The following is a 15,679-nucleotide window of genomic DNA, read 5'->3' as shown; positions in this document are numbered from 1 at the left end:
CATGCACGACGAACGCCGCCGCATCGAGGAGCGCGTCGCACGCATCCTGGAGCAGCGCATCCAGCCCGCCGTCTACGCCGCGGCCCTGCCCCTCTCCGTCACGGCCTGGGAAGCGCCGGACGAGCCGGTGCCGTTCGCCGAGGCGGCGTCCCAGACGTACGAGCCCTTCGCGATGGGAACCCCGTGGGGGCCGCCGTGGGGCACGACCTGGTTCCGGGTCCGCGGCGAGGTCCCCGCCTCGTGGGCGGGGCGCCGCGTCGAGACCGTCTTCGACCTCGGCTTCGTCGGCAGCTCACCCGGCACTCAGGCCGAGGCCCTGGTCCACACCCTGGACGGCAGCCCGCTCAAGGCCGTCAACCCGCAGAACCAGTACGTTCCGGTCGCCCGTCCGGCGGCGGGCGGGGAGCGGGTCGACTACCTCATCGAGGCCGCGTCCAACCCCGACATCCTCGCCGGCGGCTTCGTCCCGACCCCCCTGGGCGACAGGGCGACGGCGGGCCGCGAGCCGTTGTACACCTTCACCCGCGCCGATCTCGCCGTACTGGACGAGGAGGTGTGGCACCTCGGTCTCGATATGCAGGTACTGCGCGAACTGATGCTGGAGCTCGGCGCGCACGAGCCGCGACGGCACGAGATCACGCACGCGCTGGACCACGCGCTCGACGCCCTGGACCTGGACGACATCTCCGGCACGGCAGCCGATGTACGGGAGCTGCTGCGGCCGGTGCTCACCCGGCCCGCGCACGCGAGCGCGCACATCATGTCGGCGGTCGGTCACGCCCATATCGACACTGCCTGGCTCTGGCCGATCCGCGAGACCAAGCGCAAGACCTCGCGCACCTTCTCCAACGTGACGGCGCTGGCACAGGAGTACGAGGAGTTCGTCTTCGCGTGCTCGCAGGCCCAGCAGTACGCATGGGTCCGCGACCACTACCCCAAGGTGTGGGAGCGCATCAAGAAGGCCGTCGCGGACGGTCAGTGGGCACCCGTCGGCGGCATGTGGGTGGAGTCCGACGGCAATCTGCCCGGCGGCGAGGCCGTCGCCCGCCAGTTCGTCCACGGCAAGCGCTTCTTCATCGAGCACTTCGGCATCGAGACGAAGGGCGTCTGGCTGCCGGACTCCTTCGGCTACAACGCGGCCTACCCGCAACTGGCGAAGCTGGCGGGCAACGAGTGGTTCCTCACCCAGAAGCTGTCCTGGAACCAGACCAACAAGCTGCCCCACCACTCCTTCTGGTGGGAGGGCATCGACGGCTCGCGGATCTTCACGCACTTCCCGCCGGTGGACACGTACAACGCGGTGTTCTCCGGCAGCCAGATGGCGCACGCGGTCCGCAACTACCAGGACAAGGGCCGCGGTACGCGCTCGCTCGCGCCGTTCGGGCACGGCGACGGCGGTGGCGGCCCCACACGCGAGATGATGGAGCGCGCCCGCCGGCTGGCCGACCTCGAAGGCTCCGCCAAGGTCAGGGTCGAGCACCCGGACGCCTTCTTCGCCGCGGCCCGGGAGGAGATCCCGGCCGAGCAGGTCTGGTCCGGCGAGCTCTATCTGGAACTGCACCGCGCCACGTACACCTCGCAGGCCCGCACCAAGCAGGGCAACCGCCGCAGCGAACACCGGCTGCGGGAGGCCGAGTTGTGGGCCACGGCCGCCGCCCTGCACGCCCCGGGCTACGCCTATCCGTACGAGCATCTTGACCGGCTGTGGAAGACGGTGCTGCTGCACCAGTTCCACGACATCCTGCCGGGTTCGTCGATCGCCTGGGTGCACCGGGAGGCGGAGGCGGAGTACGCGCGGGTGGCGCGGGAGCTCGATGCGCTGACGTCCGAGGCGCTGGCCGCGCTCGGCGAGGGCACCCCCCATGTGTTCAACACCGCTCCGCGCGCCCGCGCCGAGGTGATCACGGGCCCGGACGGAGACGCCGTCTACACCGAGGTCCCCGCCGGCGGCAGTGCCCCGCTCGGCACCGGGACGGCCCCGCGGCCCGTCTCGGCGGCAGACCGCGTCCTCGACAACGGCCTGGTCCGCGTGGAGTTCGCCGAGGACGGCACCCTGGCGTCCGTACGCGATCTCGTCGCCGGCCGCGAAGTCCTCGCCGGCCCCGGCAATCTGCTGCGGCTGCACAGTGACCTGCCCAACTACTGGGACGCCTGGGACATCGACAAGCACTACAAGAACCGCTACACCGATCTGCTCGACACCGAGTCGGTCGCCGTGGTCGAAAGCGGCCCGCTCCTGGGCGCGGTACGGATCGAGCGCGCCTTCGGCAGGGGCTCGCGCATCGTCCAGACCGTCACGGTCCGGGCCGGCAGCCGCCGTATCGACGTCGAGACCGAGATCGACTGGCACGAGGCCGAGAAGATCCTCAAGGCCGCCTTCCCGGTCGACGTCCGCGCCGAACGGTCCACGGCGGAGATCCAGTTCGGCCATGTCCACCGCCCGACCCATACCAACACCAGCTGGGAAGCGGCCCGTTTCGAGGTCTCCGGGCACCGGTGGGTGCATGTCGGCGAGCCGGGATACGGCGTCGCGGTCATCAATGACTCGACGTACGGACACGATGTCACCCGCACCACCCGCGACGACGGCGGGACGACCACCACGGTCCGCCTCAGCCTGGTCCGGGCACCCCGCGTTCCGGACCCCGAGGCCGACCAGGGCATGCACCGCTTCACTTACGCTCTGCTGCCGGGCGCCACGATCGAGGACGCGATCGCGGAGGGGTACGCCCTGAATCTGCCGCTGCGCGTGGCGGACGCGGACCGGAGCATCGAGCCGCTGGTGAGCAGCGACAACCCGGCCGTGACGATCGAGGCGGTGAAGCTGGCGGACGACCGCTCGGGCGATGTGGTCGTCCGGCTCTACGAGTCCCACGGCGGCCGGGCGCACGCGACGCTGCGCACGGGCTTCCCGCCGGCCGGAGCGCGGATCGCGGATCTGCTGGAGCGTCCGCTGCCGGACGAGCCGTTGTCCGTGGGGGACGACGGCTCGGTGGCGCTGACGCTGCGGCCGTTCCAGATCCTCACCCTGCGACTGACCCGCTAACGGGCGGCCCGGCGCCTGAGGACCACCGACAGAACCACTGCGATCAGCGCCAGCACGGACGCCGCCCCGCCGATCAGCACAGCCGAGTCGTTCGCCCGCTCCGCCGTTGCCGCGGCGGAACGGCCGACGGGCTCGACAGGCGGCTGGACGGCCTGCTGCCCGCCCACAGGGACGTCGGTGGGTGACGCCTGACTGGTGGGGGCCTGGCTCGGGGGCTCCTCGGCCGGCGCGGTGTCGGCGGGCGGTGCCACGCTCGGCGCGGTATCGCCCTGCTGGCTGTCGTTCGACTCCTCGTGGTCGGCCATCACCACGTCGGAGCACGAGTAGTACGTGTCCGGAGTGCTGGAGTTCCGCCAGATCGTGTACAGAACGTGACGGCCGGTGAGCCCCTCGGGGAGCCTGCCGGAAATCCGGTAGGCACCGCCCCGCAGCTCCGGGTCGGTGGCCTTCGCGAACGGCACGGACTGCAGGTCGTCCCACGTCAGCGGTTCGGCGGGATCGTAGCTCTGCCTGGTGAGATACAGGCTGAAGGTTCCCTCGTGCGGAATCGTCGACCGATAGGTGAGCGTGAACGCCGATCCGGCCCTCAGAGGCGTCGCCGGCCAGTCCGTACGGGGGAGATCCAGGCCCTTGTACGCGTCGAGACCCGCGCTGCACAGCTGTCCGTCCGGGATGAACTGCCGGTCTCTGCCCCGGACACCGGCAAGGCGCAGGTTGTCCCAGTCCTCGAACCCCGATCCGCCGTTGACGGCGATGGCGGCCCGGCAGGCAGCCGACGCCCGCTGCACGCCCTCGGAGCTGCATGCGGCGACCCGGCTGACGGGATCGGTCGGCGCGCCGTGCGCCTGGGCTGCGCCGGCGGCGGCGACGGTGACAGTGAGTGCGAGGGGCACGGCACCGACGAGCGCGACGGCGGCGACAGTGCGACGATGGTCAATCATCCGCGGCAGACCTCCTGGGTGGGCGGGGTGGCCTGCCGAGTAGTACGACATCGCCCGGCGTAGCGTTCATTACGGGCCACAACCCGAGCGGAACGGCCGAAGATCCGTGGAACCGCGCAGGTGGCCGGTTCCGCCCCCGCGCCCTATCGGCCCACACCGGACGTCGGATAGACGTCCTGGGCGCAGGGCTGTTCCCCAAACCGCGGAGGTATACCGCATGAACCGAGGACGGACGAGCACCACGACACCCGGCAAGAGCCGCTTCGACGACATCTACAACCGGCCCGATCCGCGCGCCTACTTCCGCCGGCTCGCCCCGCTGCAGTACGAGATTCCACAGCAGGCCCAGGACGCGTTCCGCAGCGCCCGGGCCGACCGGGCCGCGGCCGGGGACACCGGCGGCCCCGTCACGGTCCTCGATCTGTGCTGCTCGTACGGCATCAACGCCGCGCTCCTCAACCACGACCTCACACTCGCCCAGCTGTACGCGCACTACACGGGCCCGGAGACGCAATCGCTCACCACCGCCGAACTCATCGACCTGGACAAGGAGTTCTATGCCTCGCGACGCCGCGAGGACGCCACTGTCGCAATCGGGCTCGACGCCGCGGACCAGGCCGTGCGCTATGCCCTGGCCGTCGGCCTGCTCGACGAGGGGTACGCCGAGAACCTGGAGCAGCAGGCGCCCGGTGAGCAGCTGCGGCGCGCCGTCGCGCGCACTGGGCTGATAACTGTCACCGGAGGCATCGGCTACATCACCCGCCGCACCTTCGAAGCACTGCTGGAGTGTGCCGAGATGCCCCTCTGGGTCACCGCGTTCGTCCTGCGGACCGTCGACTACGAGCCGGTGATCTCCGCTCTGGCCGACTTCGGTCTTGCCACCGAGACGGACCCGGCGCAGACCTATCCGCAGCGACTGTTCACCGGTCCGGCGGAACAGCGCAATGCCGTCGAGCAGGCTCGTCTGCTGGGGCACGACCCGACGGGCCTCGAGGCCGAAGGCCGCTACTACACGCGGCTGTACCAGTCCCGCCCCCGCGCTGCCTGACCGGGCGCAGATCGCGGGCGACGGATCGCGGGCGGGCGCAGATCGGGACCAATCGCTAGAATTCGAACATGGGAGAGCGGCCTGTCGCGCCGACTGCGCCCGAGCTCGTCCTCGAAACCGACGCGGGCTCCACGGTGATGAGTCCGAGCCGGGACTATCACGTCGGGCGCGACCCCTTGAGCGACATCGTCATCGACGATGCCCGGGTGTCCTGGCACCACGCGGTGCTGCGGCCCGAAGCCGGGCACTGGACGATCGAGGACGAGGGCAGCACCAACGGCACGTACGCCGAAGGCCGTCGGATCCACGAATGGGGCGTGGGCCCGGGCAGCGTCATCAGGTTCGGCAATCCCGCGGACGGACCGCGTGCAGTTCTGATCGGCCGGGATCCCCCGGCCGCCGTACTGCGGGAGCCGGACCGCCCGTCCCAGGTCTCCATGCCGTCCGCGACGGGCACCTTCCGGCAGCCGACCACCGTACGGCCGCTGCCGGTGCGCACCGTACGCATCGGGCGCGGCCCCGACAACGAGCTGGTCATCGACGATCTGGTCGTCTCGCGCAGGCACGCGGAGCTGCAGGCGCATCCGGACGGCACGTACGAGATCGTCGACCTCGGCTCGCACAACGGCACCTACCTCAACGGCCAGCCGGTCGACCGCGCGCCGGTTCTGCCCGGTGACATCGTCGGCATCGGCCACTCCGCCTTCTGTCTCGTCGGCGACGAGCTGCAGGAGTACGTCGACACCGGCGAGGTCTCGCTCGACGTCCAGGACCTTGCGGTGTCGGTGGACCGGGGCCGCAAAACACTGCTCGACCATGTGTCGTTTCCGGTGGGCGAGAAGTGCCTGCTCGCCGTGGTGGGCCCCAGCGGCGCCGGCAAGTCCACGCTGCTCAACGCGCTCACCGGCCTGCGGCCCGCCGACCAGGGCACCGTCCTGTACGACGGACGCGACCTGTACCGCGACTACGCGGAGTTGCGCCAGCGCATCGGACTCGTACCGCAGGACGACATCCTGCACTCTCAGCTCGGTGTGCGCCGGGCCCTTGGCTACGCGGCCGAACTGCGCTTTCCGCAGGACACAGCGAAGGCCGAACGGCAGGCCAGGGTGGCCGAGGTGGTCCGTGAGCTGGGCCTGGAGCAGCGGGTCGGCCAGCCGATCCACAGTCTGTCCGGCGGTCAGCGCAAGCGGGTCAGTGTGGCCCTTGAGCTGCTGACCAAGCCCTCGCTCCTCTTCCTCGACGAGCCGACCTCCGGACTCGACCCCGGCATGGACCGCTCGGTCATGCGCATGCTCCGCGGCCTCGCCGACGACGGTCGCACCGTCATCGTCGTCACGCACAGCGTCCTCAGTCTGGATGTCTGCGACCGGCTGCTGGTACTGGCGCCCGGTGGCCGGATCGCCTACTACGGGCCGCCGGACGACGCGCTGGCCTTCTTCGGCTTCGAGGAGTGGCCGGAGGCGTTCGAGGCCTTCGAGAACGACCAGGACCGGGACTGGGCGGGCACCTACCGCGAGTCGCCCTTCCACCGGCAGTACATCGCGAACTCCACTACGCAGCCGGTGCTGCCGCAGGACCAGGTGGCCGCCCAGGTCGCGCCGCCGCCGAAGGCACAGAGCTGGGGGACACAGTTGTGGACCCTGGTGCGCCGGTACGCCGCCGCACTCGGCGCCGACCGGACCTTCCTGGTCATCATGGTCGCGCTGCCCTTCGTGATGGGTGCGATGACCCGCGCCCTGGCCGGCAGCACGCTGACCCAGGAGACGGCGATGAACGCGCTGCTCATCCTGTGTGTGGGCGGCGTGCTGACGGGAGCGGCCAACGCCGTGCGGGAGCTGGTCAAGGAACGCGTCATCTACCAGCGGGAACGCGCCGTCGGGCTGTCCAGATCCGCGTATCTGATGTCCAAGGTCGTGGTGCTCGGCACGATCACCGTGCTGCAGGCCATCGTCCTGACCCTGGTCGGGCTCGTCGGCGTCGACCTCTCCGCGCCGGGCGGCGAAGGAGTGCTGATGCCGCCCCTCGTGGAGATCACCCTGGCCGTGGCACTGCTGTCCTTCACCGCGATGATGCTCGGCCTGCTGGTCTCCGCGCTGGTGCGCAAGGAAGAGGTCACGATGCCTCTGCTGGTGCTCCTCGCCATCGTCCAGGTCGTGTTCTGCGGCGCGCTGTTGAAGCTGGACGGGGTCCCCGGGGTCGAGCAGCTGGCGTGGCTGGTGCCCTCCCGGTGGGCGCTGGGGGCGATGGCGGGAACGATCGGGCTGCACCGGATCGTCCCGGGCAAGCTGACATCCGATCCGCTCTTCGAGCACGAAACCGCGGTGTGGCTGCTCAACATGGGCATGATGGTGGTCCTCTCCGTCGTCTTCGGATACGCGGTCGCGAAGCTGCTGCGCCGCCATGAACCCGCCATCATGCGGAAGTAGGGGCGGATCACTGATGACGATCGAGGACTTCCGCCCGACACATGTCGTCCCCCAGGACGGACTGCCCGCCTGGGAGGCTCCGGACGTGTCCCGTCCGACCGAGCCGCTGGACCCGCTGCTGCCGGTACAACTGCTGGAGCGGCGCGGGGACTGGGGGCAGATCCTGTGCGCGAACGGCTGGTCGGCGTGGGTGGACGGCCGGCTGCTGGTCTCCGTACCGCGAGAACCCCCGGCGGCCGGACAGCCGATGGCCCGTACGGCCGATCCACGGCCGCTGATGGCACGCGTCGAGGAGACCCTGGGCCAGTACCGCAGCGCGGCGGAGGACCTGGCGGCCGGGCGGACGGACGGCGAGACCTTCCACCACCGGACGCGGGGGCTGCGCGTGGGCATGGTCGTGGAGGGTGAGTCGGTCTGGCTCTACGACGCCGAGCACGAGCGGTGGGTCTACTGCGACGGAATACGGCTTCGGACGTACGCGACACCGTCGGGGCCCGCTGCCGGGACATCACCGTCGGGGACCGGTACCGCGGCGCCGGCGGACGCGACGCGAGTGGTGGGCCCGGGGGAGGTCGCGCCGGGATCGGGCAGGGCGGAGGAGACCCGTCCGGTGCCGCCCCTCGGGGACTCCCCCGGCCATCCGCCCACGTGGCCCGGTGAGCCCTGATGTCCAGTGCCCCGCGTGACGACGGCCTGCCCACCGGAAGGCCCTCCGATCTGCTGGGAAAGCAGATCGCGGGCTATCTCGTCGAGAGCGAGATCGGCCGCGGCGGCATGGCGGTCGTCTACCGCGCGAAGGACCTGCGGCTCGACCGCACCGTCGCACTGAAACTGCTCGCCCCCGAACTCGCCCGCAACGACACCTTCCGCAAGCGCTTCACGCACGAGTCACGGGTCGCCGCCGCGATCGACCACCCGCACATCGTGCCGGTCTTCGAGGCCGGTGAGACCGACGGCATTCTCTACATCGCCATGCGCTTTGTCGCGGGACAGGATCTGCGAGCCCTCCTGGACCGCAAGGGGCCGCTCTCGGTACGTGCGGCCGGCCGGATCGCCGCACAGGTGGCGTCCGCGCTCGACGCCGCCCACGACCACGATCTGGTGCACCGGGACGTCAAACCGGGCAACATCCTGGTCGCGGCGGGCACGGACAGCGACCACCCCGAGCACGTCTACCTCACCGACTTCGGGCTGACGAAGAAGTCGCTGTCGCTGACCGGGTTCACCACCGTGGGCCAGTTCGTCGGGACCCTCGACTATGTGGCCCCGGAGCAGATCTCGGGCCGCCCGGTGGACGGCCGGTGCGACGTGTACAGCCTGGCCTGTGTGGTCCACGAGATGATGGCGGGGGCACCGCCCTTCCAGCGGGACGACGACATGGCGCTGTTGTGGGCCCATCAGTACGATCCCCCGCCGCCGCTGACCGAACAGCGCCCCGATATCCCGGGCGCGGTCGACGGCGTACTGGCGCGGGCTCTCGCCAAGTCTCCCGACGAGCGCTACGACAGCTGCCTCGCGTTCGTGTCCGCGCTGCGCGTCGCGGGCACCGTACGGGCTGCGGGTGGCGGCCATCCGCCGACACAGGTGGATGTCCGCGTGGCCAAACCGGTTCAGGAACCCGGGCCGCCGCCGCTGCCGCCGCGCTGGGCGAGGCCGGTGTTCCCCGGGCTCGGGCCCGATGCGTGACGGGTGTCCGGCCGGCGGATCAGACCTCGCCCCTGCGGTGCACACGGGAGGCGAGCAGGCTGCCGAGGAAGCCGGTGACCAGTCCCCACAGGACGGCCAGGCCGAGCGCGGCCCACAGCTGCGGCTCCAGTGTCACCACTCCCCTCAGGCCTCCGGCGAGGTCGCCGATGCCCAGCAGGGACAGGCCGTAGCGAGCATCGACCGGAACGACGAGGCAGATGGTCAGCACGGTGAGGGTCAGCCCCACGGCCATGTGAACGGCGTGCTGCCAAGCTCGCATCCGGGCAGGTGAACGCACGGCCATCACGAAGGCGGCAGCCAGCACCAGGACCGCGGCCACGACGACGAGCCACCACGCCCGCTCGTCGTAGTCGGCGAGCGAGCCGACATTGAGGGTGGAGTCCTCGGGCGTACGCAGAACCGAGTCGAGCACCTGCGGCATGGGCAGCCCGAAGGGCCCCTCGACCCGTCCCTCCCACGAGGCGCCGAGACCGAGAGTGAGGGCGAGCCAGACGAGGTTGGGCAGTCCGAGCAGCATCACGGCGAAGGTCTCGGCGGTGTGGCCCCGGGTCGCCGCGACGACGAGTCCGATGACCACTCCGACGACGACATAGGCGAGCAGCAGCACGACCATGGCGAAGGCGGCCGGGCGCACCGACTCCTGGAAGCGCACCAGTCGGGCGGGGAGCGGGGCTTTGCGCGATACGAGCAGAGCGAGGACGAGAAGGCCCGCGAGCCAGACGAGGCCGAGGATGACGGTGAGCGGGATGTCGGCGCGGAATCCGACCTGGGGCGAGGCGTCCAGCAGGTCGCCGATGTCGCCGATGGTGCCTTCGCCGAGCGGGATGTCGAAGGTGTGGCGGGCCAGGGCCGCGAGGCCAATGAGCGCCAGCGCCCACAGCACCGCCAAGCGGGCCGCCCAGCCGACGAGTTCACGGGTCCCGGCGACGGCACGGTTGCGCAGCGGACGCAGAAACCCGGCGGCGATGACGAGGGCTCCGGCGAGGGTGACCGACAGTGGCAGCGCGCTGAGGTCGGCCTGGGTGTCGGCGATGAATCCGGCGTCGCCCGAGAGTTCCACGGAGCCGCCGACGGCCATGACGACCACGGCCGCCGTGACGCTCCCGAAGGCGTTTCCGGGAAGATCGGCGGCGCCGGCGGCCCACAGGCCGAGTGCGGCGGTGGCGAAGAGGGCGATCCCCCCTGCGAGCACCGCCACCAGGGCGTCGCCCCAGCCGGGGGAGGCACGTGTCGTACGGCTCCGGCGGCCGGTCTCCTGAAAGCTCACGCTGCCACGCTAAGCAGGGCTGCGGCGCCGCGCCCGCTGTGGTGGGCCGACCGCGTCGGCTTGCGGGCCGTCCAGGTGTGGAGCACACAATGGGCTCGGTATGCGCGATAGTGGGCATTTTTCGTTTTTGAGTGCATTTGCCGGTATTGCTGTGCCGAGTTTCCGGCGCCGACCTACTCCTGCGCCGGATGTTCCTACGCTGGAAGGAAGGGCCCGTGAGCGCCCAACCGCCGTCGTCCGACCGCCCCACAGGACCCCCGTCCGGCCCCCTCTCGGGCCCGACCCAGCAGAGCCCGACGCCCCCGCCCGGCACTCCCCCGGGACCTCCGACCGGTGGTGGCGGCGGTGGACCGGGCGGCTCGGGAGGAGGCGGGCAGGCACAGGGCCCGGGCGGGGAGCCCGAACGCCCCTGGTGGCGGTCGGTCCCCAGAATCGCAACGATCGCCGCCGCGCTGGTCGCCGTCGTGGCACTGACCCTTGTCCTGACGCGCCCCGGAGGGGGCGGCACGGCCGCCGCCGGGGAGATCGTCAGAGACCCCGTCAACGCGGCGGGCGAAGATCCGTACACGCCGCCGTCCACGGACAAGGAGCCCCCTCCCAAGGACGCGCCCGCCCCGCGGGCGGGAGAGGTGAGCGGCTCGGACGCCGGCGTGTACGGCGGCACACGGAAGACGGCCAGCTGCGACGTGGAAAAGCAGATCGGCTACCTCTCCGCGGCTCCGGCCAAGAACAGCGCGTTCGCCTCGGTCCTGGGCATCAGCCCCGGCCAGGTGCCCGGTTATCTGCGCTCGCTGACCCCCCTTCGGCTCAGCTATGACACCCGGGTCACCAACCACGGCTACAAGGACGGCGGCCCCACCACGTATCAGTCGGTGCTGCAGGCGGGTACGGCCGTCCTCGTCGACGACCACGGCGTACCGCGCGTGCGCTGCGCATGCGGCAATCCGCTGCAGGAGCCGAAAAGGGTGCAGGGCGACGCCCGGCTGACGGGCCCGACGTGGTCCGGCTTCCAGACCACGAAGGTGGTGCAGGTTCAGCCCTCCGTCACCGTGATCAACGTCTTTGTCGTCTTCGACCCGAACCAGGGGGACTGGTTCGTGCGGAAGGCCGGTGACCAGCACGGACGCCACGACAAGAAGGTCCCGCCGCCCGTGACCCGGCCGCCCACGTCCCCGAGCACGTCCTCGCCGTCGACGGGCGTGTCGTCGCCCTGCTCGCCCCCGGCAGAGCCCTCGCCCGGTTCGAGCAGCCCCTGCCCCCCGACGTCGCCTTCTTCGAAGCCCCCGTCGCCCGAGTCCCCGTCGTCCCCGTCGTCCTCGACGCCATCATCGGAGCCGCCGTCGTCGGAACAACCGGAGTCGGGCTCGTCGGCCCCTGAGTCGCCCGGCGGCTCATCGGCCTCGCAGCCCGACGCGGCCTCCTCGTCCTAGCTCTCACCGAGCACCTGCACCGCTATCCGAGTTCGAGCGTTGTGACGCCGAACGTGCGCTCCGCCCGGATCTCGGGGACCGGCCCGGTGTACATGCGCACCGTGTGCGAGCGCGCTTCGAGGCCGCGCGCCGCGGCCAGGGCGCCCGCCGCGTGCTGGGGTTCGGGGATGTCGATGGAGACCTCGTCCTCGGGCCCGAGATGCGCGGTGAGGGCGTCGAAGAGCGCTTCGGCGTCCTCGGGCGTGTCGGCGAACAGCGGCCCGATGCGATGGCCGTCGCGGGCCGGGCGGATCACTCCGTAGCCGCTGATGTGTCCCTCGCTCAGGCGGGCATAGGCGACATGTCCCGCCGCGGTGAGCCAGCGCGCGACGAAGGCACGCCGGTCGGCGGGGAAGCACTGCCGGTCGTACGCCGCGATCGCGTCGGCATGGGCCGCGGTGACGGGCACGACATCCGGCGCCAAGGCTGCGGACCGCTCGGGGCGGCCGCCGTAGCGGAGGGTGTCGTTGGCGGACTTGAACCCGGCGCGCATGTAGGTGGGTTGCTGCTCCGGGACCGCGTCAAGTCCGACAGTGCGGGTCCCGGCGTGCGGAAAGGCGGCCCGCCAGGTCGCCAGGCCGAGGCCCTGGTGACGGTGGTCGGGGTGAACGAGGTAGTAGCCGAGGAAGGCGTACTGCTCCGAGTAGTTGACGATCGAGACGGCGGACAGCGTGCGGTAGCCCAGGCGGCCGATGAAGAAGCCGGCGGGATCGGTGGGGTGGAAACAGGCCACGTCGCCGCGGCCGGGATTCCACCCCTCCTCGGCGGCCCACCCCGCCACCTGGTGCCAGTCCTCCAACGAGGCTGCGGTGACGGTGAGTCCGCCCGCGCCGCCGGGAGTGCTCCCGGCGGCGCGCTCGACGGCGGCAGGTGACTGGGGGGCTTCGCCGAGGGGGTTCATACGTTCTTTCGTCCCTTCAGATGATGGCGGGTGCGGCCGCCGTGCGCGGCCTCGGGGTGGTTGTGCCGGCGGTCAGATCAGGTCCATGGCGGCCACTTCGTCGGGGCTGCCGTAGCTGACCGGCCCCTGGAAGCGGCGGCGGGCGGTGGCAAACCACCACACCGTGGCGATGAACAGCACCACTCCCAGTGCGATCGGCGCGTAGTTGAACGTCGTTCCGGTGATCGGAGAGACCTGGGGCAGCATGAACAGCACGCTGCTGAAGACGATCCAGGTCACGGCGATCACGCCCACCGGCTTGCCGTAGCGGCCCAGGTTCCACGGTCCCGGCTGGAAGTCGTCGAGCCGCAGACGCAGGAAGATCGGCACTCCGTAGGCGAGATAGAGCCCGACGACATTGACGCTCACAATGGCGGTGAAGGCCGTGTGCGACCACCAGGCGGGAATGATCAGCGCCATGGAGCAGGCCGCGGCGAGCCACACCGCATTGACCGGTGTACGGGTCCGCAGGGACACCGAATGCCACCAACGGGAGCCGGGCATCGCCCCGTCGCGGGAGAAGGCGAAGATCTGACGCGTATTGCTGGTCATGTTGGCGAGCCCGCAGAAGAGCATGGCGCCGATCACGATCAGCAGAAGCAGCTTCGCCGTGCCCATGCCGAGCGCATCGATGAGAATCTGCACCGGGGGCGCCGCGGCGCTCGCTTCGGCCGCGTAATCGTGGATCGCGTACACCAGGGCGAGCATGAGGATCAGCCCGGCGCCCGCGGAGTAGGAGATCGCCCGCATGATGCCCTTGGGCGTGTTGACCGTCGCCTTCACGGTCTCCTCGGACATGTGGAAACTGCCGTCGAAACCGGTGAAGGTCCAGCTGGTCACGAGCAGACCCAGCATTGCGGCGTAGATGCCATTGGTGAAACCAGTGTTGTTCGTGAAATGGGTGACGAAGGAGGCCGACTGATGGTGCGCCGGCTTCACGGTCAGGGCGACGACGATCACCACCATGCCGATCAGCAGCCACCACACGGAGATCCGGTTGAGGGCGGCGACCAACTGCACCGTGTAGGTATTGGCCAGCGCCTGGAGGACCAGGATCACCGCCGTGATGAGCACCGTGCGCTGCGCCGTGACCTCGTAGCCCGGCCACTGCATGACTATGAAGGCCTGGACGAAGGTGGCCGCGGCATAACCGGTCGCGGCGGTGCCGCCCACCTGGCCCACGAAGTTCAGCCAGCCCGTGTACCAGGACCAGGCTCCGCGGTGCCGCTTGGCGAGCTTGCCCGCGGAGAAGTACAGCGCGCCGCTCGTCGGGTAGGCGGAGGCGATTTCACCCATCGCCGCGCCGACGAACAGCACCATGACCGACACGCCGATCCAGCCGAAGACAAGGATCCGCGGCCCGCCCGCGCCCATGCCGAAGCCGAACGCCGAGAAGATCCCGGAGATGATGTTGATGATGGTGAAGGAGATGGCGAAATTGTCGAACGCCCGGAATCTGCGGGTGAGTTTCCTGGGGTAGCCCATGGCGTGCAGGGTGGCGTCGTCGTCGAGGGCGACCGACTCCGCATCCTGACGGTATTTCGAGCGAAGGACAGACGTACGCTCGGACACAATCGCAGCCTTTCTCATTGGGGGTGAGAGAACTGATCGGCTTCATTGAGGGGACAACTCGTGCGGCAATATCAGGCCGCACTGGGAATGGGGAGCCCGCAGGAGCGTCTCGCTCGGGTCAACTGATCCGCCGGGGCACCGAATGCACTCCACGGCATACGTGAGGCATAGGGCCCCATCGCCGTGAGCACCTCCCGGGCCTCGAATTCACGCTTCGCCATGTAGAGCGCGTGGGCCAGATACGAGAGGTCGAGTACGGGAGTGAACCGGTAGTCGGCCACCCGGGGGAACCAGTTGTTGTAGCTGCCCGTCGCAGCGGCCAGCCACTGGGGCTGTTCCCAGGTGCGGTCGGCCAGCAGGGCCGAGGCGTCGTAGTCCTCGACAAGGGCGACCAGCGGCAGCAGCCTCAACGCGGAGGAGGCCGGGGCCCGGTGGCTGAGGAAGGAGGCGACGTCCCAGCGCGCACTCGCCGTCCCGCCGTGACGGGTGAAGAAGAAGGCAAGAAATCGGTGGTGCGCCTCGCGGTGCCAGGGGTCGAGCCGGAGGATGTGGGCGAACAACTGCCAGGGTCCGGGCGGCGCGGTCAGCAGACCGTTGGGGGCCGGATCCCGGGGGCGCCTGAGGCGGGACAGGGCCAGTTGGGCAACCCACGGAGTGGGGTCCTGCGGCAGCAGCTGCGCCGCCCGTTCGCTTGCCGCCTGCGCTATCCCCACGAGCGTTCCCGCCCGGCGGTCATGGGCATCGGCCATCCGTAACGCCCGGAGCATCGCCACGCGCGCCCACAAAAGGGCCGACTCCGGGCCAGGCTCCTCGTCCAGCCACCGCTCGGCAAGATCGGAGTCCGCCGCCTCGGACGCCAGCACCAGGGAGCGATGGGCCCGCACTTCGAAATCGTGGCGCGCGTCCAGGAGGGCTTCGTGCGCGCTCAGGTACCGGCCCGCCTTCACATCGATACAGGCCTGAGCCAACTGGCGGTCATCGGCAGCCGGATGCCAGACATACTGCCCCTCGAACGAGCCAGCAGCCATGAACCCCTCCCCGCTCCTGCAGACGACACCACCCATGCACAGATTCCGGCCACGCAGAATTAGCCGGATCCCTTCCATTGATCCACGGCAGCGAGCACACCCTACTCACCAACAAGTCATATCGAAAACAGCAGTCCGGTTGATCCACCGCCAACTCATTCAGGATTGCACTAACCGGACCGTAGCCTCTTTTGCACCCCCAACTCGCGGGACATCCGTATGGCATATGCACTTC

At 70.2% G+C, this 15,679-nt stretch carries 11 protein-coding genes; 6 read left to right on the top strand and 5 right to left on the bottom strand.

The genetic code is table 11. The annotated features are described in order from the left end of the window. Window position 1: 1 nt before the first annotated feature. The gene (locus tag OHA61_RS35235; protein WP_406306433.1) at window positions 2–3,046 is read left to right on the top strand and encodes an alpha-mannosidase; all 3,045 of its coding nucleotides are present in this window, start codon (window positions 2–4) and stop codon (window positions 3,044–3,046) included. Here OHA61_RS35235 and OHA61_RS35230 read toward each other — a convergent pair. Further along, window positions 3,043–3,987, bottom strand: coding sequence for a lytic polysaccharide monooxygenase (locus OHA61_RS35230; protein WP_406306432.1), 945 nt, complete (start codon window positions 3,985–3,987; stop codon window positions 3,043–3,045). The two genes, OHA61_RS35235 and OHA61_RS35230, sit on opposite strands and share 4 nt — an antisense overlap. Window positions 3,988–4,204: 217 nt before the next feature. On the opposite strand from OHA61_RS35230, the gene OHA61_RS35225 reads away from it, so the two are divergent. The 4 genes from OHA61_RS35225 (at window position 4,205) to OHA61_RS35210 (ending at window position 9,147) form a co-directional block, all read left to right on the top strand. Further along, complete coding sequence (locus tag OHA61_RS35225; RefSeq protein WP_406306431.1) at window positions 4,205–5,035, top strand: hypothetical protein; 831 nt, start codon at window positions 4,205–4,207, stop codon at window positions 5,033–5,035. A 68-nt stretch (window positions 5,036–5,103) separates the two neighbouring features. Then, window positions 5,104–7,461 carry an FHA domain-containing protein gene (locus tag OHA61_RS35220; RefSeq protein WP_406306430.1) on the top strand — a complete coding sequence of 786 codons (2,358 nt, stop codon included), beginning with the start codon at window positions 5,104–5,106 and terminating at the stop codon, window positions 7,459–7,461. A 13-nt stretch (window positions 7,462–7,474) separates the two neighbouring features. After that, window positions 7,475–8,128 carry a hypothetical protein gene (locus OHA61_RS35215; protein WP_361903790.1) on the top strand — a complete coding sequence of 218 codons (654 nt, stop codon included), beginning with the start codon at window positions 7,475–7,477 and terminating at the stop codon, window positions 8,126–8,128. After that, a complete protein-coding gene (locus tag OHA61_RS35210) occupies window positions 8,128–9,147 on the top strand; it encodes a serine/threonine-protein kinase (RefSeq protein ID WP_406306429.1) in 1,020 nt (339 codons plus the stop codon). Before OHA61_RS35215 ends, OHA61_RS35210 begins: the two co-directional genes overlap by 1 nt. A gap of 19 nt (window positions 9,148–9,166) precedes the next feature. Here OHA61_RS35210 and OHA61_RS35205 read toward each other — a convergent pair whose 3' ends face one another. Continuing rightward, window positions 9,167–10,435 carry a streptophobe family protein gene (locus OHA61_RS35205; protein WP_406306428.1) on the bottom strand — a complete coding sequence of 423 codons (1,269 nt, stop codon included), beginning with the start codon at window positions 10,433–10,435 and terminating at the stop codon, window positions 9,167–9,169. A 215-nt stretch (window positions 10,436–10,650) separates the two neighbouring features. Between OHA61_RS35205 and OHA61_RS35200 the strand changes: the two genes are divergently transcribed. Next, window positions 10,651–11,865, top strand: coding sequence for a DUF6777 domain-containing protein (locus OHA61_RS35200; RefSeq protein ID WP_406306427.1), 1,215 nt, complete (start codon window positions 10,651–10,653; stop codon window positions 11,863–11,865). 22 nt (window positions 11,866–11,887) lie between these two features. Here OHA61_RS35200 and OHA61_RS35195 read toward each other — a convergent pair whose 3' ends face one another. The 3 genes from OHA61_RS35195 to OHA61_RS35185 form a co-directional block, all read right to left on the bottom strand. Next, entirely contained in the window at window positions 11,888–12,805 is a 918-nt protein-coding gene (locus OHA61_RS35195) for a GNAT family N-acetyltransferase (RefSeq protein ID WP_406306426.1), read from the bottom strand. A gap of 72 nt (window positions 12,806–12,877) precedes the next feature. Then, window positions 12,878–14,329 (bottom strand): amino acid permease, encoded by a 1,452-nt coding sequence (locus OHA61_RS35190; protein WP_406307585.1) that lies wholly within the window; start codon window positions 14,327–14,329, stop codon window positions 12,878–12,880. A gap of 158 nt (window positions 14,330–14,487) precedes the next feature. Then, on the bottom strand, window positions 14,488–15,444 hold the full coding sequence (locus OHA61_RS35185) for a hypothetical protein (protein ID WP_389369111.1): 957 nt from the start codon (window positions 15,442–15,444) through the stop codon (window positions 14,488–14,490). Window positions 15,445–15,679 lie beyond the last annotated feature (235 nt).

Origin of the sequence: Streptomyces sp. NBC_00885 (genome assembly GCF_045207475.1) — a bacterium.
Lineage (GTDB): Bacteria > Actinomycetota > Actinomycetes > Streptomycetales > Streptomycetaceae > Streptomyces.
This window is presented reverse-complemented; position numbering and strand designations above follow the sequence as displayed.

Coding starts and splice junctions, on each gene's coding strand:
- OHA61_RS35235 (WP_406306433.1), top strand. CDS start 2: ATGCACGACGAACGCCGCCGCATCGAGGAGCGCGTCGCACGCATCCTG.
- OHA61_RS35230 (WP_406306432.1), bottom strand. CDS start 3,987: ATGATTGACCATCGTCGCACTGTCGCCGCCGTCGCGCTCGTCGGTGCC.
- OHA61_RS35225 (WP_406306431.1), top strand. CDS start 4,205: ATGAACCGAGGACGGACGAGCACCACGACACCCGGCAAGAGCCGCTTC.
- OHA61_RS35220 (WP_406306430.1), top strand. CDS start 5,104: ATGGGAGAGCGGCCTGTCGCGCCGACTGCGCCCGAGCTCGTCCTCGAA.
- OHA61_RS35215 (WP_361903790.1), top strand. CDS start 7,475: ATGACGATCGAGGACTTCCGCCCGACACATGTCGTCCCCCAGGACGGA.
- OHA61_RS35210 (WP_406306429.1), top strand. CDS start 8,128: ATGTCCAGTGCCCCGCGTGACGACGGCCTGCCCACCGGAAGGCCCTCC.
- OHA61_RS35195 (WP_406306426.1), bottom strand. CDS start 12,805: ATGAACCCCCTCGGCGAAGCCCCCCAGTCACCTGCCGCCGTCGAGCGC.
- OHA61_RS35190 (WP_406307585.1), bottom strand. CDS start 14,329: ATGGGCTACCCCAGGAAACTCACCCGCAGATTCCGGGCGTTCGACAAT.
- OHA61_RS35185 (WP_389369111.1), bottom strand. CDS start 15,444: ATGGCTGCTGGCTCGTTCGAGGGGCAGTATGTCTGGCATCCGGCTGCC.